General features: G+C 42.1%; 19 protein-coding genes. 10 read left to right on the top strand and 9 right to left on the bottom strand.

Annotated features, from left to right (window positions below):
• Positions 1–77: 77 nt before the first annotated feature.
• Positions 78–542, bottom strand: a complete 465-nt coding sequence (locus ACFGVS_RS15345; RefSeq protein WP_439694622.1) for a DinB family protein — start codon at positions 540–542, stop codon at positions 78–80.
• 171 nt (positions 543–713) lie between these two features.
• Here ACFGVS_RS15345 and ACFGVS_RS15340 point away from each other — a divergent pair, with 171 nt between their 5' ends.
• A complete protein-coding gene (locus tag ACFGVS_RS15340) occupies positions 714–1,745 on the top strand; it encodes a hypothetical protein (protein ID WP_439694621.1) in 1,032 nt (343 codons plus the stop codon).
• 93 nt (positions 1,746–1,838) lie between these two features.
• Positions 1,839–2,564, top strand: coding sequence for a DUF2490 domain-containing protein (locus ACFGVS_RS15335; RefSeq protein WP_439694620.1), 726 nt, complete (start codon positions 1,839–1,841; stop codon positions 2,562–2,564).
• Positions 2,565–2,710: 146 nt separating this feature from the next.
• On the opposite strand, the gene ACFGVS_RS15330 is transcribed toward ACFGVS_RS15335, so the two are convergent.
• The 4 genes from ACFGVS_RS15330 to ACFGVS_RS15315 form a co-directional block, all read right to left on the bottom strand.
• Positions 2,711–3,448, bottom strand: coding sequence for a head GIN domain-containing protein (locus ACFGVS_RS15330; protein WP_439694619.1), 738 nt, complete (start codon positions 3,446–3,448; stop codon positions 2,711–2,713).
• Positions 3,449–3,658: 210 nt separating this feature from the next.
• Positions 3,659–5,320 (bottom strand): M1 family metallopeptidase, encoded by a 1,662-nt coding sequence (locus tag ACFGVS_RS15325; protein WP_439694618.1) that lies wholly within the window; start codon positions 5,318–5,320, stop codon positions 3,659–3,661.
• Between the two features lie 184 nt (positions 5,321–5,504).
• On the bottom strand, positions 5,505–7,175 hold the full coding sequence (locus ACFGVS_RS15320; RefSeq protein ID WP_439694617.1) for a M1 family metallopeptidase: 1,671 nt from the start codon (positions 7,173–7,175) through the stop codon (positions 5,505–5,507).
• A 13-nt stretch (positions 7,176–7,188) separates the two neighbouring features.
• A complete protein-coding gene (locus tag ACFGVS_RS15315) occupies positions 7,189–8,034 on the bottom strand; it encodes a hypothetical protein (protein WP_439694616.1) in 846 nt (281 codons plus the stop codon).
• 678 nt (positions 8,035–8,712) lie between these two features.
• Here ACFGVS_RS15315 and ACFGVS_RS15310 point away from each other — a divergent pair.
• Positions 8,713–9,735, top strand: a complete 1,023-nt coding sequence (locus tag ACFGVS_RS15310; RefSeq protein ID WP_439694615.1) for a phosphotransferase enzyme family protein — start codon at positions 8,713–8,715, stop codon at positions 9,733–9,735.
• A 218-nt stretch (positions 9,736–9,953) separates the two neighbouring features.
• Here ACFGVS_RS15310 and ACFGVS_RS15305 read toward each other — a convergent pair whose 3' ends face one another.
• On the bottom strand, positions 9,954–12,599 hold the full coding sequence (locus tag ACFGVS_RS15305) for an MBG domain-containing protein (protein WP_439694614.1): 2,646 nt from the start codon (positions 12,597–12,599) through the stop codon (positions 9,954–9,956).
• Between the two features lie 477 nt (positions 12,600–13,076).
• Between ACFGVS_RS15305 and lpdA the strand changes: the two genes are divergently transcribed.
• A complete protein-coding gene (lpdA, locus tag ACFGVS_RS15300; protein WP_439694613.1) occupies positions 13,077–14,480 on the top strand; it encodes a dihydrolipoyl dehydrogenase in 1,404 nt (467 codons plus the stop codon).
• 641 nt (positions 14,481–15,121) lie between these two features.
• On the opposite strand, the gene ACFGVS_RS15295 is transcribed toward lpdA, so the two are convergent.
• Complete coding sequence (locus tag ACFGVS_RS15295) at positions 15,122–15,709, bottom strand: hypothetical protein (protein ID WP_439694612.1); 588 nt, start codon at positions 15,707–15,709, stop codon at positions 15,122–15,124.
• Between the two features lie 77 nt (positions 15,710–15,786).
• Positions 15,787–17,079 carry a sugar MFS transporter gene (locus ACFGVS_RS15290; RefSeq protein ID WP_274211621.1) on the bottom strand — a complete coding sequence of 431 codons (1,293 nt, stop codon included), beginning with the start codon at positions 17,077–17,079 and terminating at the stop codon, positions 15,787–15,789.
• A gap of 230 nt (positions 17,080–17,309) precedes the next feature.
• Between ACFGVS_RS15290 and ACFGVS_RS15285 the strand changes: the two genes are divergently transcribed.
• Positions 17,310–18,293, top strand: coding sequence for a glycosyltransferase (locus tag ACFGVS_RS15285; RefSeq protein ID WP_439694611.1), 984 nt, complete (start codon positions 17,310–17,312; stop codon positions 18,291–18,293).
• A gap of 10 nt (positions 18,294–18,303) precedes the next feature.
• Here ACFGVS_RS15285 and ACFGVS_RS15280 read toward each other — a convergent pair whose 3' ends face one another.
• Complete coding sequence (locus tag ACFGVS_RS15280; RefSeq protein WP_439694610.1) at positions 18,304–19,089, bottom strand: hypothetical protein; 786 nt, start codon at positions 19,087–19,089, stop codon at positions 18,304–18,306.
• A 536-nt stretch (positions 19,090–19,625) separates the two neighbouring features.
• Between ACFGVS_RS15280 and murB the strand changes: the two genes are divergently transcribed.
• From murB to ACFGVS_RS15255, 5 genes are all read left to right on the top strand, one after another.
• Positions 19,626–20,645, top strand: coding sequence for a UDP-N-acetylmuramate dehydrogenase (gene murB, locus ACFGVS_RS15275; RefSeq protein WP_439694609.1), 1,020 nt, complete (start codon positions 19,626–19,628; stop codon positions 20,643–20,645).
• Between the two features lie 266 nt (positions 20,646–20,911).
• Positions 20,912–21,448 (top strand): RNA polymerase sigma factor, encoded by a 537-nt coding sequence (locus ACFGVS_RS15270; RefSeq protein ID WP_090642614.1) that lies wholly within the window; start codon positions 20,912–20,914, stop codon positions 21,446–21,448.
• 155 nt (positions 21,449–21,603) lie between these two features.
• Positions 21,604–22,149, top strand: coding sequence for a hypothetical protein (locus tag ACFGVS_RS15265; protein ID WP_274211624.1), 546 nt, complete (start codon positions 21,604–21,606; stop codon positions 22,147–22,149).
• Positions 22,146–22,838 (top strand): lycopene cyclase domain-containing protein, encoded by a 693-nt coding sequence (locus tag ACFGVS_RS15260; RefSeq protein WP_274211625.1) that lies wholly within the window; start codon positions 22,146–22,148, stop codon positions 22,836–22,838. Before ACFGVS_RS15265 ends, ACFGVS_RS15260 begins: the two co-directional genes overlap by 4 nt.
• The gene (locus ACFGVS_RS15255) at positions 22,822–23,076 is read left to right on the top strand and encodes a cytochrome b5 domain-containing protein (RefSeq protein WP_274211626.1); all 255 of its coding nucleotides are present in this window, start codon (positions 22,822–22,824) and stop codon (positions 23,074–23,076) included. Before ACFGVS_RS15260 ends, ACFGVS_RS15255 begins: the two co-directional genes overlap by 17 nt.
• Positions 23,077–23,153: the final 77 nt, after the last annotated feature.

The following is a 23,153-nucleotide window of genomic DNA, read 5'->3' as shown; positions in this document are numbered from 1 at the left end:
AAGTAGTTTTATATCAACATCTTAAACGTTCGGCTAAAAACGCGAACGGATCCCCACTCCAAACCGAACACCCAAACTTAACCTTTAGGGATAAACTTCTTCAGCGACATGATGTACCCGGCATGCAAACCCTCATGAAAAGGCAAAAATGCCACCGCCGTATCTATAGAATCAAGCTCGACACCATATCGGGTGGTGAAGGTACCATAATTGGCAAAAATGCCGTTATCCAGGTCGGTTTCCAGTTGTTCTATAGTAGATACGAATAACTCTTTGATGGTTGCGATATCTTCTTCGCCTATAAAATCAGTGGGTTTGGTATCTGGGCGGTATGGGGTATAAAATTTATCATCGGTGACAATTGGCAACCCGGCGCGGGTGTAGCAAATGCCTTGCTGGGCCGATATCATGTGTGCTAAGTTCCAGATAATGTTGTTGTTGAATCCCTGTGGTACCAGGTTCAATTGCTCGGGACTTAGGTCTTTTATGGCGTTAAGTACCATGAGGCGCGGTTTAAGTATAATTTCTATCGATTTACGCATGTGAGATATTTTAGTTGATTTATGGCGCGGCTAAAGTATGAAGATTTGGTGTATTATTTTATCAAATTACTTAATGGTGATAGTGTCGTTTTAGGTGTTTAGGCTTTTATTATACCTTTGCGGCTTCTGTTACGTTAGCTAAATACCGCTTGATTTACAACATCAAAAGATATGATTAAAAAGATTTACTTATTCGCCATCTTCACTATAATTACTACAACAGCTGCCCTGGCCCAGGAACAAACCATCGATATTCATTTTAATGCCCTTGGCTTTTTGGATAACCGCGAGTACAAGGCTTTTATTCCCCGCTCGCGCACCTATAGCGGCATGCGTACCGAGCTTGATTTAGGCTGGAACATTGATAGCTTAAACCATTTTGTTTTTGGGGCCAACGGCATTCACGAGTTTGGCGCCAAACCCTACTTTTTAAAAGTGAACCCGGTAGCCTATTACAATTTTACAGGTAAAAGCTGGCTGTTTTACGCCGGTGCTTTCCCCCGCGAAGGTTTACTTGACGATTATCCGCGTGCTATTTTAAATGATACCCTGCGCTACTATCGGCCCAATATTGAGGGCTTGCTGGCCCGTGTGCACAACGAACACTTTACCGAAACCGGCTGGATTGACTGGGTAAGCCGCCAAACCCAAACCGACAGGGAACAGTTTTTATTTGGATTTTCGGGCAAATACAAGCCATCGGTTAAAGGGCCTTTTTATGTATCCCATTACTTTATGCTGATGCACGATGCCGGTGCCGAAATTGCTGTTCCTAATGATAATATCAGGGATAACGGTGCCGGGCAAATCAGATTAGGGTTAGACTTTAGTCATAAAACCTTCCTGGATTCGTTATCAGTTGAAGCCGGCGGCATGATGTCATTAGAGCGGGTGCGTGGTGTAGACGGGTTTCATAAACCGGCAGGCTTTGTGGCCAATGTTTATTTGAGCTACCATAAGTTTGCCTTATTTGATGAATTTTACAAAGGCCAGGGACATGAAATTACCTATGGCGATTCGTGGTTTGAAAAGAAAACTTATAACCGGATGGATATCATCTGGACACCATTTTTATATAACCGGGTAAAAGGTCAGTTTATTTTAAGCTTCCACCAAACGCCGGGTTTCAGGATGAGTAACCAAGAGGCTTTCAGGATCACTGTTGATTTGGGCCGCAAGACATTAATCAGGATGAAGAATTAAATTACATCCTGATAGGTAGATATTAGTATAAAGATCTCCCCTGCAAATGGAGATTAAAAACAATCTTATCATCACTTTATAAATAATACATCTATGCAATTAAAAGAAAAGTTACTGATTTTTGCCGCTTTATTGTTCATTGTACCTGCCCGTTCATTTGCGCAGGATAACCAGTTTTCGGGTTGGGCGGCAGTGTTCCACTCGCAAAAACTATCTGAACATTGGGGCTATTCGTTCGACGGACAGCTACGTTCACATGACGAGCTGAGTTACCTGAAACATATTTTGCTGCGCCCATCGGCCAATTACTACTTTGCCAAAAATAAGGTTGGGGCTTTGGGTTATGCCTACATAGCCACGTATGGCCGCACCACTGCCGGCGATCAAACCTTTCGCCCCGAACACCGCCTTTGGCAGCAATATACTTACACCCATAAACTGAGCAAAAATGTAAACCTTGCGCACCGTTTGCGTTTGGAGCAGCGCTTTTTGGGTAACACTGCCGCTACCAAAAACGATAACTACTTTGCACAGCGCTTCAGATATTTTGCACGGGCCATTGTGCCTTTGAAAAGGGATTCGGCTGTGTTTGCGCAAGGCCCTTTTGTAGCCTTACAAAATGAGGTGTTTGTAAACATCCAAAACAAAAACAAGGTAAACAAACACTTTTTCGACCAAAACCGCGCCTATGTAGCTATTGGTTACCGCATTAACAAAATGATTGATGTGGAAACCGGCTACCTTAACCAATACATAAAACAAGCCGAAGCCTACACGATTAACCACGTAGCACAGCTGGCTTTTTATACAAGGTTTTAAAGCCTTACCCCGGCCCTCGCTAAAGGAGGGGGAGGAAGAAAAATGTTCAAAAAAGAAAAAGCGATGAGTTCAATTCATCGCTTTTTCTATTAATGCTCCATGCAAATCAAAAAGCCCTCTCCTTTGGAGAGGGTTGGGTGAGGCTCTTACATCCTGCTCACATCGCCGCTTCCTATCTTAGAGCTGCTCACACTTTTTACACTACCTGTATAATATACATCACCAGATCCTACTACCGATGCCTCCAGTTTTTGGCTTACGTTCACCCTGGCATCGCCTGAGCCTGCAACACGTACCGAGGCAGTATTGGTTGTTAAATCCCTTGCGGTATAATCGCCAGAACCGGCTACGCTGATGTTTGAATTATCGGCGGTACCGCTTAGTTTGATATCGCCCGATCCTGCCAGGTTCACATCAAGGCTTTTAACCCAAAGTTTGCCGCTTACATCGCCCGATCCGGTTAGTTTTAGTTTAAAAGAGCCGGCACGCAAACCTTCCCTGAATGATACATCGCCCGAACCTGAAAGTGATACGCCGTTTACTTCTTTAATAGAAACGTAGATCATGATCTTTTTGTGACCGCCATCAAACCAGTGCCAGTCGTTATCGCTTTTGGTGTAAATTTTAAGGGTGCTGCCTTCCACCTCGGTAATAATGCGGCTGATAACATCAGATGGCGCCTGTACCTTAACAGATTCTGTTGATCCCTGGGTGATAACCACATCAAATGAACCGGCAACGTTTACAGAGGTAAAGCCGGATAAATGGCGGTCTTCTGTATTTTGGGTAACCTCGTCGGCCGGGGTACTTGTTTTTGCAATTGTATAGCCTGCAGTACCTGTTATCAAAGCAGCAATCAGTAATATTTTGCTTAATGTTTTCATCTTAATTATCTCTTATGTAGCTATATGACGCAAGTTATTTGGCGAGGTTGCATGGAGTTGTAAAAAAGTTGATTCGGTTGATTAAGTTAAGTAGTTGATTGAGTTAAGTAGGGACACGGATTGATCTGAAAAGAATATCCTTATTCTAACTTATCAACCCAATCCAACTCAATCCAACCCAATCCAACTCAATCAACCACTTACCAACATCTACTCCACCAACACCCCAATATAATAATTAAATGTGTCAACTTCAATGTTATCCTTTGTGGCGCCGTCTAACTCAAAAGGTTTGAATTGTTTGGTTGGGGTGACGAATTTGTAATCGCCGCCTTTTACGCGCACTTTAACCGGCATGGCAAAGTCTTTAGCGTCGGTGCTGGTCCAGCGGGCATAGGCTTTACCTTCCCTGAACATAATCTCGAGGATGGGGAGGGTTTTGTAGTGCAGGTACTGGTCAAATACCGGGGCCAGGTTTATGCCCGCCTCTTTGGTGATGTAATCAACCACCTGGTTGTAGGTAACGGTTTGGTGGTAAAAAGTTTTATTGAGGCCACGCAGTATACCGCGCCATTTTTCATCATCATTAATAATAGTGCGCACCATGTTAAGCATATTACCGCCTTTGTAATACATATCGCCCGAGCCTTCTTTGTTTACGCCATAAGCGCCAACAATAGGCCTGTCATTTGCGATGGCCATGCGGGTGCCGTGTACATATTCCTGGCCGGCCTGCTTGCCGTAAAAGGTTTCTACAAATAACGATTCGGAGTAGTTGGTGAAACTTTCGTGGATCCACATATCGGCAAGGTCTTTTGAGGTGATGTTGTTGCCAAACCACTCGTGCCCGCTTTCATGTATTACGATGAAATCCCATTTTAAGCCCCAGCCCGTGCCAGATAAGTCGCGGCCCAGGTAGCCGTTTTTATAGTGATTGCCGTAAGCTGTACCGCTTTGATGTTCCATCCCCAGGTGATGGCTTTCTACCAGTTTATAGCCATCCTCGTAAAAAGGGTAAGGGCCAAACCAATGTTCAAACGCTTTGAGCATGCGTGGCGCATCAAGCCCCCATTGTGCTTTAGCTTTATCCAGGTTGTAGCTTAGCGGCCAAAAATCCATAGTGAGTTTACCTTTTTCGCCGTTGTATATGCCCTCGTAATGGGTATAATCGCCAATGTTGGCTTCAATATCGTAGTTGTTGATAGGGTTGGCTACAAACCAATCGAAACGGGTGTAGCCATCTTTTAGGTCGGTAACTTTACGTAAACGTCCGTTTGATACATCTTTTAAACCTTTTGGTACGCTGATGCTGATGAGGGCGCTATCTACCTCATCCTCCTGCTGATCTTTAGTTGGCCACCATACGCTGGCGCCCATGCCCTGGCAGGCTGTTGATACCCAGGCATGGCCTAACGAGTCGGTGTTATACTCCACACCGCCATCCCATGGCGCACGCTTGGCAATGGTTGGGTTGCCCGAGTAGTAGACCGTAAACTCGTCCTTACTGCCCTTGCTGATGTTTTTTGGGAAGGTTAAAAACACGGCGTTAAACTCGCGGGTATATTTTAATTCCTGCCCTTTGTAAACCACTTTTTCAATCTTTAGGTTATTCCAAAGGTCAAATTGCAGCTTATCAAAATCACTAACCGCGGTAAACTTAAACAGCACGTTGCCGCTGATGAATTTTTTATCGACATCAAACTTCACATCCAGGTGATAGTAATTGATATCGTAACAAGTCCGCAGCGGTGTGGTTAACGATCCGCGTAAAGTATCGGCCCGGGTAAACTTTTCTTTTACTGTGCCTAATTGTGCCTTTGCCGGCAAAAAGCTTGCACCAGCCATCAAAAGGCCGAGTGTGTATTTAATCATGTTCTTATTTTGCATATTTAGCCCTCTAAATCTCCCCCTGAAGGGGGAGACTTTTTTTTAATTTTTGTTTTTTTTAGCCTCCCCATCCGGGAGGGTTTTGGTAGTATCTCTAAATCTCTGCTGATAGACTTTTAAAACTCTTTTTTAAGCCCTCCACTTCAGGGGAGGGTTTGGGTGGGGCTTCTCAATCCACCAACACCCCTATATAAAAATTCAACTTATCTACCTCAATATTATCCTTATTTACCCCGTCAATATCAACCGGTGTAAACCGTGTAGTTGGGGTAATGAATTTATACTCGCCGCCTTTTGCGCGGACTAAAACGGGCATAGCGAAATCTTTGGCGTTGGCTATCCACCTGGCGCAGAATTTACCTCTTACGGTAGCAAATTCCAGTATCGGCAGATCTTTATAGCGCAGGTATTGGTCAAATACCGGTAACAGGTTTTTGCCCGATTGTTCTGTAATGTAATTTACAACCTGGTCGTAAGTAACGGTTTGGTGGTAAAAGGTTTTGTTGAGGCCACGCAGGATGGTGCGCCATTTTTCATCGTCGTTAATAATGGTACGCACCATGTTGAGCACTACGGCACCCTTGGGGTACATGTCGCCCGAGCCCTCTTTGTTTACGTTATACGGGCCTACCACCGGGCTGTCGTTGTTAATGCCTTCCCTTAAACCAAAGTTGTAATCCTGCCCGGCTTTTTTGCCCCAGTTATCTTCGATGAATAATGATTCCGAATAACAGGTAAAGCTTTCATGGATCCACATATCGCCCAGGTCTTTCCCGGTAATGTTGTTGCCAAACCACTCGTGGCCGCTTTCGTGAATAATGATGTAATCCCATTTAAGTCCCCAGCCGGTGCCCGACATATCGTAGCCCAGATAACCGTTTAAAAAATGGTTGCCATAGGCCGTGGCGCTTTGGTGCTCCATACCCAGGTGCGGGGTCTCTACCAGTTTATAGCCATCCTCATAAAAAGGGTAGGGGCCAAACCAGTGCTCAAAAGCTTTAAGCATAGGTTTGGCATTGGCGCCGAAATGTTTTTTTGCTTTCTCCAAACTGGTGGGCAGCACCCAGTAATCCATGGTAAGTTTGCCTTTTTCGCCCATGTAGGTATCGCCAAAATGTACGTAATCGCCAATGTTGGCAACCACGTCATAATTGTTTATCGGGTTGGCCACAAACCAATCGAATTTAGTGTAACCATCTTTTAAGGGCGTAACCTTACGCAGGCGACCGTTGGATACATCTTTTAAACCTTTGGGTACGCTGATGCTGATGAGCATGCTGTCAACCTCATCGCTCAGGTGATCTTTATTGGGCCACCAGATGCTGGCACCCACACCCTCGCAGGCGGTAACCACCCATGGTTTTTTAAGCGAATCCTGTTTGTAAACAACGCCGCCATCCCAGGGCGCGTTTATGGCAATGGTTGGTTTGCCCGAGTAATAAACCGTGAACTGATCTTTACTGCCTTTGGTAACGGTTTTTGGAAAAGTTACAAACACTGCATTGGCATCGCGTTTAAAAGGCAGTGTTTTGCCTTTGTAAACTACTTTATCTACATTCAGATTAGCAAACAAATCAAACTGCAGCAATGTAAAATCCTGTGTGGCGGTAAACTTAAACAGGTTGCTGCCGCTGATAGCTTTATGGTCGATATCAAATTTAACATCCAGGTGATAGTAATTTATATCGTAGCATGTTCGCGGTGCGGTTAAGTTACCGCGCAGGCTATCGGCATGGGTAAAGGCTTCTTTTTCCTGTAGAAGTTGCGCGTGGGCCGTTAAAGAAAATGCCGTGGTGCTTAACAGGAGCAGCGCGGTGTGGTATAGTTGTTTTATATTCATGTATGATACTGTATCAGTTAAAATAAGTAAACTCTTCTGTTTTGCGGATTAGTAACACAAATTCATGTTTTTGGTTGATGGCAAGGCAGCCATTAGCAGAAATCCACTTGTAATTATGCGGTAAAACTTTAATCCCTTGTTTATTGTAATAATTACATAATTCGCCTTCTTTAAAAACAAACACATTTTCGGTCATTGATAAAGGCTTTTGTTTGCTTATAAATAGTTGTTTGCCTCCGTTAAAGTAATGCCAGTAACGCCCTTTCTTCATCGCATAAAAAAAGGTATTAAATTGATTACCTGCCTCTGTTCCTGCAAATTGCTTGTATATAAACGGAACAGCAATATTACCATTGCTGTAAAGCGCTCCTAATTTACCCCGTAAATTGGCAATAGCCATGTAATTATTAAATGTAAAGCCGGCATCGTAAATGGCAGCCGATCTCGTTTTTTTGCCGTCATTTAGTTCGTAATAAAATTTATGCCCTTCTTTAAAAAAATAAATCTGTGGTCCAACCGGTTCATCAAAAATAAACGCAGCAGTATCAAAACGAGCCTGATAATAGTTAAACCATTTAACCAATGCATCGCCAGTACTGGTAATTATGTTTTTTTTCTCGGTTAGATCAGCCGGGGCCTTGAATGTGGGAGGGATTATATAGTTTATTTGCTTGTCAATTATACCAAATTTCCCGTTTTGTTTTATCAGGGCACATTTGCCTTCAAAGGGATATGCCTGGTCAAATAATTGTTCTGTTATTTTACTTCTGCTAACCGAGTTTATGTAACAATATTTCCCGCCGCTGTAAACGGGAATTATAGAATCATTTTGAGTAAGACTGTATGAAAACCTCTCCAATATATTTTTGTCAAAGGGATATTTTGTGGTGTCAACCTGCGCAAAGCATGTTGTAGATAACAGCAATAATAACCCGGCAAAAAATATCTGTTTTATTTGAATCCTCGTTGTTGTCAAGAAAAATGAGAAAGCAAATAACTTCATCTTACAATGAATAAAATTTAATAATGATGGTGCAGTCAGTCAAAATAACAGCCTAATTTAGCAACATAATTGCTAACAAATAATTTAATACAACACTGTTACATGAAGCAGCTAATAAATAGCCAATGTTAGCTAAAATACGACAGGGAAATGGCGTTTTAAATTTGATATAGAAAGGTAGGTAGCCCCTACGGGGCATAAAAATAAATTTGACATTTTTCTACAAACGGGTAGCCTCTACGAGGCAAGCGCCTTTATTAGTCATGTATCGTCCTAAAAAAAAGTTTACGGTTTTTTTAGATAATCCTGTTATGTATTTGCAGGTTGTTTATGCTGCCTCGTAGAGGCTACCCGTTTGTAGCAATATTTATCTAAATTCTTTTTGTGCCCCGTAGGGGTTACCTGTCTCGGCATTAAAAATCCTATTACATGACGTAAAAAAGTTTAAACGCGATTTTCCTGTAAAATAGGATAAAACCCGTCCCGATTTTATTCATTTTCGTATCATTGCAGCCCTTTTCAATTTTTAAAACTATGGCACATTTTCCGGCACAATATTCTACCCTATCGGCCATTGCATTAAAAAATTATATCGAAGCTGCCTATGGTTTGCAACTCATTAGCTGTAAATTTTTATTGCGCGGGGTAAGCGACACCTATATCATCGAGGCGATTGATGCCAAATACGTACTAAAGATTTACCGCGAACAGCACCGCTCGCACGATGAAATCCAGGCAGAGGTGGAACTGCTTAACTTGTTGAAAGATGGCGGCGCAAATGTAGTTTACCCCATAACCGCTATCAATGGCAGCCATCTGCAAAAATTCAACGCGCTCGAAGGTACCCGCTACGGCATCCTGTTCTCGTACGCCGAAGGCGCCCCGGTTATGGATTTAAACGACGATCAATTAAAAACCATTGGCCGGCAGATGGCGAAGGTGCATAACATTACGTCGGTGGTCCGGCTTAGTTATCCCCGCCGGGAATATAGTATTGAAACTACGCTTATCAATCCCATAAAAAGTTTTGAACCGGCTTTTAATAACCTACCCGATGAGTATGCTTATTTAAAAGATATGGCAGGCAAGGTTGCTCAAAAGCTATGCTCGCTGGATACCGCTAACTTTAGCTATGGCTACTGCCAGTACGATTTTTTGCCCAAGAACTTTCATTTTGATGATGCCGGTAACTTAACATTTTTTGATTTCGACTTTGCAGGTAAAGGGCTGCTTGTTAACGACCTGATGTCGTTCTTCGTCCATTTTTTTATGCATGTATATACAGGCAGGTTAACGGACGATGAAGCCGGCCGCATGTTTGCTGTTTTTGTGGCCGCATACAGTGAAACAAGAGCGCTGAGCGACGATGAACTCAAAGCCATCCCTTACCTTGGCGTTGGCTTCTGGATTTTTTACCTCGGGCTTCAGCACGAACATTTTGATGATTGGTCGAATTTGTTTTTTGGGGTGAAGTTTATTAAGGATAGGGTGGGGTTGATAAAAGTGTGGGTGGATAAGTATTGTGAGGGGGGATTTATAGAAGGCGTGATTGTTTGAACGCTGGCCACGACTCACCCCGGCTACGTTGCGCTGGCCGACCTCTCTCCGGCTGAAGCCGCATAGAGGGTAAGCTTCATTTTTTATTTTGCCCACACCATGCGCGAAGCGGAGCGTCCCGATATTTATCGCAGATGTTTCCGAGCCATGTACTGCATGATAGCTATGCGAGGAAGAAGCCAGGGAACTAAGTTTGGAAACCGTGAAATTAAGTTAATCTACCTGATAAGCGTGATTGAACCTGAAATAGTTTCTGTCTTTTTGCTCACATCAACAGATATAATATAATAGTAAGTACCTACCGGCAATCGCCTTCCGTTCAAGGTTCCATCCCAGGGGATGCCGTAACCAACAGAATGAAAAACCAATGCCCCAAAACGGTTATACACGCTTACAATCTTGTTGCTATAAAAAGCCAGGGCCGAAATTTCCCATGAATCGTTTACACCATCCCCATTTGGTGTAAACGTATTTGGAATTGAGATAGATAGCGGAAGAGGTGTAATAGTAAGAATGCCAGGTACATAACTTATATCATAATTAGGCGATGCGGCTCCGCTGGCTGTTATGATGTATTGCCCTACGGGTGATGTTGTTGCGGCAGTAGTAATAACTATGGGTTGGGTTATTAAATTTGTGGCCGTTTCGCCATTTACAAAGCCTGTGTAACTTACGGTTAAGGCAGGATTGCCGGTCCCAAAAACCTTGGTCTTATTATTAGCTACTATACTTAATGGGGCAGCATTTACATAACTTAACGGCATAATCATGTTAGTGGTAGTGATACCGGCGCTGCTAAGTAATATATTGCCTGTATAATTACCCACTACACTTAAAGCAGATAACCGGATGTAGATTTCACTTGGAGCAATGGTCCCGCCGCTGCCAATAACTACCGTTGGATAAAACTGAATATTGTTTGTACTTACTTCAAAACCAGTTGGTGGTGTTACTAAAATCCCTGCCGGTAAACCATCGCCAGATACTATGAAACTTATAGACGATGACGCGATGCCATAGATGGTCTTTAATGATGTCAAAGTCCCTGTTGCTGTAATGGCAACCGGTGGTTGAACGGTGATATTTCCACTTGTATAAGTAATATTGTAATTACTTGTATTAAATGTGCCGCCCATGGCAGATGATGGTATTACTGATTCTTGGTATAACCCAACCGGATCAGTTGCTGCCGATCCGGCGCCATAGTTAAGAGTTACACTGCCAATGGTTTCCTGGTTTTGTAATCCGGTTGATGTGAAGGCCATTGATCCGGAAACTCCGTTTAAGGTTGAGCCATAAGTTTTATCAACATCGTTAGCCCGGATAGTTAAAGCTGCCTGACTAATTATGCTATTCGGAACAGGCATGTTTATGTTGGTGGCCCCATTGCTGCTCAAAGTAATATTGCCTGAATAACTGCCGGAATTGGCAACCCCGGTCAACCTGAGATATACAGGTGCAGAGGATACGCTACCCGCTGCACCGATGGTTACTGTATTGGCAAAGTTGACATTGTCAGTACTCACTTCAAAGCCCGATGGCGGTGTAACCAAAATACCCTTAGTTAAATTTTTGCCTGATACCAAAAAACTGATTGATGACGAAGGCGTACCATAGGTGGTGTTTAACGCAGCCAAATTGCCTGAAGATGTTATGTTTGGAGAGGGATTAACCGTAATGGTGAAAGTAACAGGAGAACTATTGCAGCCAGGACCCGCCGAAATAAAATTACCCGGTGATTCAACAGAAGTTCTTACGTCAATTGTATTTATTACCTTATTGGTTGCTGTGTTGATCACCGAAACGCTGTTTGAAGCTTCATTTGCCACAAATACCCTGCTTCCATCGGGGCTTACAGATATCCCATAAGGATTTCCGCCCACGTCAATTGTTTTAATTACAGTATTTGTTGTTGTACTTATTACCGATACCGTTCCTGGGGAAAAATTTGAAACATAAACACTATGGCCATCAGGTGTTACGACTATACCCTTAGGATTAAGCCCCACAGTAATATCGGACAACACGCTGTTGGTTGATGTATTAATAACCGAAACAGTGTTTGACTTGAGATTTGTTACATATAATCTACTACCGTCAGGATTCAATGATAGTTCAAGAGGAAATGGACCCGCTGAGATTGTTGTTATTGTTGTATTTGTTTTTAAATCTACAACAGTTACCGTGTTTGATGAGTAATCCGTAACGTACATTTTGCTACCATCGGGACTTATTCTCGCGGCCCATATATCTGATGTTACGGAAATATTATCCACAACGGTATTTGATGCCGTACTGATAACGGATATGTTGCCGGCATTATGATTTACAACATACACCTTGGTTCCATCGGGGCTAACAGTAACTCCTATAGGATAAAACATTACAGGAATTGTAGCAATAACGGTATTGTTTTTAGTGTCAATCACCGAAACTGTATCATCCACCCCGTTTGTTACATATACTCTGCTGCCATCAGGACTAACTGAAACATATTCTGGTCTGATTCCTACCGGTATTACAGCTACAACTACATTGGTTGCTATATTAATCACAAATACCGTATTATTTTGTATGTGGGCTATATACGCAAATCCTGCCAGTCCCGGCGTAACTGTAATAGATGCTTTAACGGGAGTATCACCCGTGTTGATCGCCGTAAAGGAAGGTATATCTCCTGTCCCCGTTGCAGGCAAGCCTATTCCCGGTGTATTGTTTACCCAATTGTATACACACCCGGTTCCACCAAAATTAATAGCGGTAGTAGCAGATCCATTGGTAACTGTTTGATTTTGGCCCTTTGCTTTAGCAAATAAAAAGAGAAGTGATATTGAAAGATTTAGGTAAAGTATAAATTTATTCATTCGCGCATAATATATGCTAAATATTGAAAGGGGCTGATTAAGGCTAAGTAATTATAGCTTGACACTATGAGTTCAAATATATTCAATCCGTTAGATAAATGGTGGAACTATAAAATTATTTTTAAGAATTCAAACAGGGCAAATACGCCGGCGTTTCCTCTCCATCTTTTATATCAACAAAGAAAATTCACAATAAATTCAACCTGCTGCGCAAATTAAAAGCCTACGCCGTTAACCATGCAGGTGACAAAGCAAAATGATTTTATTGGGGAAAGATGGTGGCCAGCGTATAGCGTAACGGGAGTGAGTCGTCTGCGCCGTGCCATATAGCGCCTGGCTTTCAATCCTATCTCCATAATGCCGTCGCCGGTAGTAAACAAGAAATTAAGCCGTTTTACTTTTTACCAAATCACCAATTCACTAACTCACTAATTCAATAATTACTCCTAACTTTGCCGTCCTATAAAACAAAATACTATGCAATATGATGTTATCGTTATCGGTTCGGGCCCAGGTGGGTATGTTGCCGCTATACGTTGCGCCCAGTTGGGTTTAAAAACCGCTATCGTCGAAAAATATAGTACCCTTGGTGGTACATGCCTTAATGTGGGCTGTATCCCGTCAAAGGCCCTGCTTGATTCATCCGAACATTACCATAACGCTGCCCACACTTTTACCACTCACGGTATTAAGCTGGAAAATTTAGGTATCGATTTTGGCCAGATGGTAAAACGCAAGCAGGAAGTAGTAAATGCCAATACCAGCGGCATTAGCTACCTGATGAAGAAAAACAAGATTGACACCCACTACGGTGTAGGATCATTTAAAGATAAAAACACTATCACCGTTAAAAAGGCCGATGGTACCGAAACCGAGATAACCGGCAAAAATGTAATTATTGCCACAGGTTCAAAACCGTCGGCATTGCCATTTTTAAAAATCGATAAAAAACGCATCATTACCTCTACCGAGGCTTTGTCGCTTACCGAAGTGCCTAAACACCTGGTGCTGATTGGCGGTGGTGTTATTGGCCTGGAGCTGGGTTCTGTATATGCCCGTTTAGGTGCAAAAGTATCTGTAATTGAATTTATGGATGGTATTATCCCAACCATGGACAAAGCCCTTGGCCGCGAACTGCAAAAAGTTTTGACCAAACTGGGGATGGAGTTTTACCTGGGCCATAAAGTAACCGGTGCTACCGTAAAAGGTAAAGAGGTGACCGTTACTTTCGACACACCAAAAGGCGAAAAACAAGAATTAAAAGGCGATTACTGCCTGGTAGCCGTTGGCCGCGTAGCTTATACCGATGGTTTAGGTTTAGATAAAATTGGCATCACCGTTGAAGAACGTGGCCGCAAAATTACCGTAAACGATCACCTGGAAACCAGTGTTAAAGGTGTTTACGCCATTGGCGACGTAATTAAAGGCGCTATGCTTGCCCACAAAGCCGAAGATGAAGGTACCCTGGTTGCCGAAATTATTGCCGGCCAGAAACCACATATTGATTATAACCTGATTCCCGGTGTGGTATATACCTGGCCCGAAGTTGCCGCCGTTGGTCAAACGGAGGAGCAATTGAAAGCTGCCGGTGTGAAATATAAAACAGGATCGTTTCCCTTTAAAGCCAGTGGCCGTGCGCGTGCCAGCGGCGATTTGGATGGTTTTGTTAAAGTACTGGCCGATGCCACTACCGACGAAATTTTAGGGGTACACATGATTGGCCCCCGTGCGGCAGATATGATTGCCGAGGCTGTGGTTGCGATGGAGTTCCGTGCCAGTGCCGAAGATATCGCCCGCATCAGCCATGCTCACCCAACCTATACAGAGGCGATGCGCGAGGCTTGTTTGGCCGCTACCGAGAACCGAGCAATTCATATTTAGTTGCCGGTTGGCAGTTTTGAGTTTGCAGTTAGAATTTTAAAAGCAGGGGCAATTTAGGTTGTTTCTGCTTTTTTGTTTTGATGGAGGAATTGTTTCTGAACCTGAATTAGACGATTTTTTTGAATGGACAGAATTTAGCTGCCGGGGGGGAATTCTAAGAAGCTGTTAAAGGTGATTTGATAAAAATGTTATTGCTTTATACACGCCATCACGTATTAGGATATATATAAACATCCGGTTGAACGCCTGCCACGACTCACCCGGCCGACGCTGCGCTGGGCCACCATCTCTCCGGCTTCGCCGCATAGAGGGTTTTGTATATTATTCTATTGATAACCAATAATTTATAGAATGAAGATTTCCCCAACCCTCTTTGCGGCTTTAGCCGGAGAGAGGGTGGTCGGGCGTAGTCTCGACCGGGTGAGTCGTCTCCGCCATGCTATACGCCGCTGCCTTTCGCCATGCTTTAACGTCCAAAATGGTTTTTAAACAGCTTCTAAAAATTCTTTAATTCGTTAACGGCGCAGCCTTCCTGAACGCCCTTAAAAACAAGCAATGGGTGAAAAATTCCGGTTCAGAAAATATTAGTTAATCCAATTATTAATTGGGATTGTACTTAATGCTGATTTGGAATAGAGCCACTAATCCTTCAAAAATCTGCTTTTAATAATCACGGCAACTATTGCCACAACAAAGCTGCCCGCTGTGCTAAGTATAGATATGATCAATAGCTTTTTCATGGGCTCCCAAAAATCATCGGATAACTTTTGGCGCAGGAGGCTATCTTTCACCTTTTCAATTTTAGCTGATACATACAGGTTGTTTACCACAAAGAAAGTAATGAGCTCATGAATAAAAAGAATACCCACAATCATTTTGACCAGCCAGAAATCTGACCCTGAGGCGGGGCCGTCAGGCGATTTCTTACCATTAAAATCCTCTGTCAATAAAAGTGCGCAACCATATGTGCAAAAAAACGTCAATAAAACCGGCGGGACATTATTAATAATTATCCATATGGTACCCTTTATCTTTTTGTTGAAAGAAATTACCAGGTAGGTTTGATAACTGATGGCTAATAGAAAAACGATACACAATAACAGGCATATCAGTTCGGTATTAATATAATATTTTGCCCGGATGTGGTTAGGCATAAATGTACAGCCGATAACTAATATGAAAGGTGAGAAAAGGGCGATGAGCTGCCAGTAGTTCAAACGTAATTTCATCGGATAAGGTTAAACTAATAAGGCAGCAATATAATCAATATCGCTGCCTTATCAGTTGATGGAAATAAGATTTTTATCTATACCGCTATTACATGTTTACCCTTTTTATACCCAACTGTTGCAAAATAAAAGATGAATAGATAAATAGGGATCAGGATCACATAAGCTGTTTGCGCCGATATTTTATCAACCAGTAAACCATAAATAGGAGGGAATACCGCAGCTCCTGCAATGCCCATTACAAGTAATGAAGAACCAATTTTGGTAAAGCGGCCTAACCCTGAAAGTGCCAGCGGCCAAATAGCAGGCCACATTAATGAGTTTGCCAAACCTAATAAAGCGATGCAGCTAATAGACGCGTATTTGGGTGTAAATAAAGCTAAACAAGTTAAAATAACTCCCAATACTGCCGAATATACCAGCGCTTTTTGCTGCGAAATATAACGGGGAATAAATACGATGCCGGCGATATATCCCAGAACCATACAAATTAGGGTACCCGATGCAAAATATTTAGCCGTAGATAGCGGGATATTGTGTGCTATGCCGTAACCAATTATCGAGTCGCCGGCTATAACTTCGGCACCCACGTAAAAAAACAGGGCTATCACTCCCAATATTAAATGAGGGAATTGCGTAATACTTGTTTTGCCCGAATTTGCGGCAGCTACAGTTTCGTCCTCGTGATCGGTATCAATTTCGGGCAGGCCCGAAAAATAAATAAGCACCGCCAATATGGCTAATACAATCACCATTAATACGTAGGGCAATATTACCCTCGACGCCAACTCATTCAGTTCGGCAGTTTTTTGGGCAATATCTAATTTGGCAAGGTTGGCGTTAAAAGCATCAATGTTATTTAAAACCACTGCGCCAAGCGCTATTGGTGCCAATACGCCGGCAAACTTATTAAATATACCCATAACGCTGATACGCTTTGCGGCACTTTCAGCTGGCCCGATTATAGTGATGTAGGGGTTTGATGCCGATTGCAAAACCGCAAGGCCGCTGCCTTGTACAAACAAGCCAATTAAAAAGATGGCGTAGGTACGGGTTAAAGCAGCAGGGATAAAAATAAGTGCGCCCACGGCTATAATGATAAGCCCTACGGCCATACCATTTTTAAAACCAAATATTTTAAGTAACCATGCCGATGGTTTTGCCATTAAAAGGTAAGCGATGTAAAACGCACTTGCTACCAGGTACGATTCGCGGTTATTTAGCTGGCAGGCTATTTTTAAATAAGGTATCAATACCGAGTTTAACCAGGTTACAAACCCGAAAATGAAGAATAGAACGCCGATGATTATTACCGGACTTACAATTGTTTTCTTTTGTGCCGATATTTCGGGTTTGGTAATGGATGTCATTTTTTATTTAAATCGTTAAGAAGTTAATTAAGTTTCTAAAATAATTAAAAAAGTTTAGCATTTGCAATGTTGATGTTAAAAATTTAACAAATTAATATTTTATCATGGTTTTATTAGTGTTTTTACTAAAATAGACCAATCGGTGAGACAATGGATACGAAAAAAGCCGGATATCACTAAAATACAACAATCCGATTTAAATTCCGAAATTCGGGCGCTTGCATTTTCAAATGAGGATATTAATAGTAAATAACACCCGCATCCCGGCGCCTAAATATGGCGGTACCGAACGTGTTATCTGGTGGCTGGGTAAAGAGCTAAAACGATTAGGCCATGTGGTTACATACCTTGTTGCGCCCGGCTCAACCTGCCCCTTTGCCAAAGTATTGGTTTATGACCCTGCTGTTGACATTAACCTGCAGGTACCCGACGATGTAGATGTGGTGCATTTTCACTTCCAGGTAAATGGGTTTAGCAAGAAGCCTTATCTAATTAACGTACATGATAATCCCGGCTTTGGGCAGCAGCTAAATCGAAACTCCGTATTTGTATCTGCCAACCAGGCATCGCGCTACGGCGGCGAAGCTTTTGTACACCACGGCCTCGACCCGGACGATTACCACAAGCCCGATCTATCAAAAAAACGAACACATGCCCATTTCCTGGCCAAAGCCGCCTGGAAGGTTAAAAACGTAAAGGGCGCTATTGATGTAGCCACCCAAAGCGGCAATAAGCTGATTGTATTGGGCGGCACGCGCCTCAATTTAAAAATGGGGTTGCGGTTTACACCAAACTTAAATGTAAGGTTTAAGGGCATGGTTAATAACGATGCAAAGGCGGCGGTGCTAAATACTTCCAAAGCATTGTTGTTTCCGGTATTATGGCACGAACCTTTTGGGCTGGCTATTATTGAAAGCCTGTATTTTGGCTGCCCGGTATTGGGCACGCCCTACGGATCGCTGCCCGAACTGGTGCCGGCCGAAGTTGGGCTGTTAAGTAGCAGTAAATCGGACCTGGTGAACGCACTTAAGGCGATAAATCAATTTAGCAACCAGCACTGTTACGAATATGCCATGGATAACTTTATGGTACATACTATGGTACAAAAATATCTTAAGTTGTATGAGAGTGTATTAAATGGCGAACAATTGAATTTGGGATTACCAACATTACAGGTTGCCAACACGGTGAAGTATTTGCCCTGGAATGATTAGGCAATGGTGGCTATTTGTTTTTAACCGGCCACAATTTTTGATGTAAATCATTCACCCTTTTGCTGAATTGCGTATCAAACACAGGTTCCGTTTTTCCTCCTTTTTTTAAATCGTAAATGTAAGGTACAATAACCTCCTCATCGCTAAATTTATTATCGTGGTTGGTATCACTGACGGTTTGCATCAAAACCTTGCCCGATTTTTCAATTAGTTCCCAGCTATTCACATTACGATTATCCGGCGAGATTTGCCTGAAATTGTTCCCTTCTTTATCGGATATAAAAAGGTAGTCGGGGTCGTCGCTGTCGATTATACCGTTCCTGTCAAAATCATCAATAACTATCGAATAAAAAATATAGTTGCCTCTTTTTGTTACATTTAATGAAGACGGGGTATCAACATTAGATGAATAGGAGTCAGAATAGTCATACTCCCGGTTAGCATATGAGGTGTTATAACTATTGATGATCATTTTATGCACGGCATCTAACAAATGATATTTTTTGGAGGCTGTATTGTAAAATATGATATTCCAATAAGTTTTTGAGCCTCCCCTGCTTTCAAATGATCCGCCACTATCATTGTTGGCAGCTGGCTTATTTACCAGAGGGTACATTACATTTTCTGAGCTATCTATTAAAACCGGGTCTTCTGAATTTAATACGGCTATAATTGATTTAGCGGGGTTTGCAGCAGTATCAGCATAGTTTTGCGCATCCGTTTTTTGCGACCCGGAATTGCACGCAGAAAAAAGAAGGGCGAAATATAAAGCAAATGGTATTAATGATTTTTTCATGGGTTCAGGTAATTAGTTTTTGATAAATATAATGGTTTTGTGACGAATTGTAGGATTACCCATTTTCAATTGTTTTACTGATCATGTTTAATTTCCGACTTAAGTAAAGGCAGGTGCCGGTGGCGAGCCTGACAGTTTAAAACCTAAGATTGCCGGTTTTTCAGGCTGCTTTTTCTTGATTTTGACCAAAAAAATCTCCTTGTATTTTTTTGAAATTTTTTGTGTTTTTTATGAAATAAATAGTGGATTTTTTGTGAAAAATTTAATTTAATTTGTTTATTTTTAAGTGGTTATGAATTAATTAGGGCGATTTTTAAATGTAAAAGTAAACGGGTAAATTTGTATTGTTCGGGCACCCAAAAAAAGGATTCTACGTTAGTTTTGCACAGTTAAGCAGGCAACTACGGCATTCGAGTTTTATTTATTATTAAACTGAAACGGCAACTTTTGCATGCATTCATTTCATGTTAATTAAAATTCCGAAATTCGCCGCTAATAATTCCGAAATCGAACATCCGATATCCGAAATCAACACCATGCTGCAAATACAGGAAAACGTATCACTTAAAAACTTTAATACTTTCGGCATAGATGCCCAGGCGCGTTATTTTGTGGAAATAGCCCACGAGGATGACCTTGTTGAACTATTTGCCGACCCGCAATGGCAGCAAACCGAACGATTGGTTTTAGGTGGAGGAAGCAATTTGTTATTGGTTACCAATTTTGATGGCCTGGTTATCCGTATGAATATCCGGGGCATCGAACATCGTATTAGCCATAACGATGTATTTGTAGAGGCCGGCGGCGGCGAGGTGTGGAACGATTTGGTAAACTTTTGCGTTGCCCGTGGGTATGCCGGGATCGAAAACCTGAGCCTGATTCCGGGTTCGGTTGGGGCATCACCCATTCAAAACATTGGTGCCTACGGTGTAGAGCTTAAGGACGCGTTTGTAAGCTGCCGAGCTTTTGAAATTGCCACCGGTACGTTTAAAACGTTTAGCAAAGCCGATTGTAAATTTGGCTACCGGGAAAGTGTTTTTAAAAGTGAGCTGAAGGGGCAGTATATCATTGTATCGGTTAAATTCCATTTATCGCTTATCCCCAACATCAATACCCAATACGGTGCAATAGGGCAGGAACTGGCCAGCCGCGGCATTACATCGCCTACTATAAAAGATGTATCGCAGGTGGTATCACATATCAGGGTATCTAAACTGCCCGATCCTACTACTATAGGCAATGCCGGCAGTTTCTTTAAAAACCCGGTAATCAGCCGGCTCGAATTTGAAGCTGTATACACTAAGTTTCCCGATGTGGTTAATTACCCGGCTGCCGACGGACAGGTAAAATTAGCTGCCGGGTGGCTTATTGAACAATGCGGCTGGAAAGGAAAAACCGTTGGCCACACCGGAACATGGAAGAACCAGGCCCTGGTATTGGTGAACCACGGCGGCGCCACCGGAACAGAAGTTTACAACTTTTCGTCGCAAATTATAGACAGTGTGTACGCTAAATTTGGCGTTATGCTACAACGCGAGGTGAATATTATTAGTTAAAAATTTAAATTTTAACTAAATCTTCAATTTTGTTTTCATTTGTTTTCAATAAAAATTTTGCAATAATCTTTGTTTTTATATTCTAAGCAATAGTTGTTTTTGTTGCTGTTAATGGCTTGACAGGCAGGTTGTTGGTTTTGGTGTAAGTGTATAGTTTACACTTGTGTTTGCTTTGCTGATTTTTGGGTCCGCGGCCTGTTTTGTGCTGTATTTAATACAGTACTGGCACTATGCTTGCCTAACTGTTAACACAAAACTTTAACAAAATGACAAAGATTGAGTTTAACACCCTTGTACTGCGCCAGGCAACTTCGTTAAGATCATATGCCTTACATTTTACGCATGACGCAGACGATGCTAACGACCTTGTTCAGGATACAATGTTGAAGGCCATAACTTATTACAATAAGTTTAAAGAAGGTACCAATTTAAAAGGATGGTTATACACCATCATGAAAAATACATTTATTAACAACTATCGCCGTTTTGTTAAAATGAGCACATTTGTTACCAAAAGCGATGAAATCTCTTCGCCAAACCTGGTATTCAGTTCAACAAAAAATCAAGGCGAAGCTAAATTTGTGATGGATGATATTAAAAGAGCTTTAGATAGGTTGCCAGGCGATTATTACGTGCCATTTACCATGTATTTTGAAGGACACAAATACCATGAGATTGCCGATCATTTAGAGATACCTATAGGTACTGTAAAAACCCGGATACACGTAGCACGTAAGCTATTGAAGAAAAACCTGAAAGCATACGATAACGGCATTGCCAAACCCGTTTACGCCGAAAACTAAATTTATAAACTCAACCATATATAAATAAAAAACCCGCTTACCAATGGCGGGTTTTTTGTTTTGAAACATTATGGGTTTCAATTTGTACTTTTGACTAAGCCGTGGCAGTCATCAGAAACTGTTAACACATCGCAATAACGGCTAAATTGCACCTCATGAACAACCGTATCTATTTTATTGCATCCGTTATCCTGATGTTGTTTGTTACCCAACAAAGCCGGGCAGACGAGCCTAACCTGAGGCATATCCGCAGTTTGCTGATGGTGTGCATGAATAACAGCAAAACAACCGATTCACTATATAAAAGCCTGGCGGTAATTAAGAACCCCGCGGGGGTAATTACAGCATATTTGGCTACCTTATCGGCATGTAAGGCCAAGCTCAGCTGGAACCCTTATATGAAGGTAAAGCACCTGAATAATGCCGAGGCAACCTATAAAACAGCCGTAAACGCTGATCCGCATAATATCGAGATCCGTTTTTTGCGCTTCTCCGTTGAGCACAATGTGCCTGGTTTTTTAGGTTTTAACAAGGATTTGGTTACCGACCGCAATGAAATTATAACTCAGCTCGGTAAAAAGAATTATGGTACCGGCGATAAGGATTTAACGGTAGCCATCATCAAATTTCTGCTGAATTCTAAACGCTGTACCCCCGCGCAAAATGAAGACCTGAACAAACGCTTAGCCGAATTAAAGTGAGATACACTTACCTCATCATCAATATATTGACGGTATTTTTTCCGTTTGTGTTATCGTTTGATAAGAAGGTGTATTTTTATAAAAGCTGGAAATATATATGGCCGGGCATGGCTACAACCGGCCTTTTCTTTTTGTTTTGGGATGTACTATTTACCATGAAAGGCGTATGGTCATTCAATCCGCAGTATATTACCGGTGTTACAATGTGGGGTTTACCGTTTGAGGAAGTGCTTTTCTTTTTAACCGTGCCGTTTGCATGTATTTTTATCTATGCCTGTTTAAATTATTATATAAAATGGCAAATAGATATGCGGTTAACCGGTATCATTAGCAGCCTGGTGATTATGTTATCTGTTTTGGGGCTTATTTTTTATTATAATAAGATTTATACAGGAGTTACTTTCGGGCTTTTGCTGATCTTGCTACTGATGCTTCAGTATGTAATTAAAACAGAATGGCTTAGCCGGTTTTACATGGCATACGTAGTTGCGCTGGTCCCCTTTTACCTTGTTAATGGAATTTTAACAGCCATCCCGGTGGTTATATACAACAATAGTCAAAATATGGGCAAAAGGGTAGGGACTATACCCGTTGAAGACCACTTTTACTTAATGGCGCTGTTACTTATGAATATCGGCTTTTTTGAGTACTTTAAAACAAGAAAAAAAACGGATGACCGATCTGCCTGAATATACCAAATCGCAACTGGCCCTGCGCAACGGGCAGGATAAGCCCCGGATTTGGGTGGCCTATAAAGGTATCATATACGATGTAACCGAAAGCCGCCTATGGCGTAATGGCAAACACTACGAGCATTGGGCCGGCCAGGATTTGACCCCCGAGCTTGTTGATGCCCCGCATACCGAAACGGTGTTTGAAAAGTTTGAGAAAGTGGGCAGGCTAAGCGCAGGCCCCCCAACCCCCTGAAGGGGGAGTTAAAAATATAGGCTGCTCTCCAAAGAAACAGCCTATATTTTTAACCCGCAATTCAAAAGTCTTCTCCT

Source organism: Mucilaginibacter sediminis, from assembly GCF_051903035.1.
Classification (GTDB): Bacteria; Bacteroidota; Bacteroidia; order Sphingobacteriales; family Sphingobacteriaceae; genus Mucilaginibacter.
Note: the sequence above shows the minus strand (reverse complement) of the source record. Positions and strands in the feature narration are given on the sequence as shown.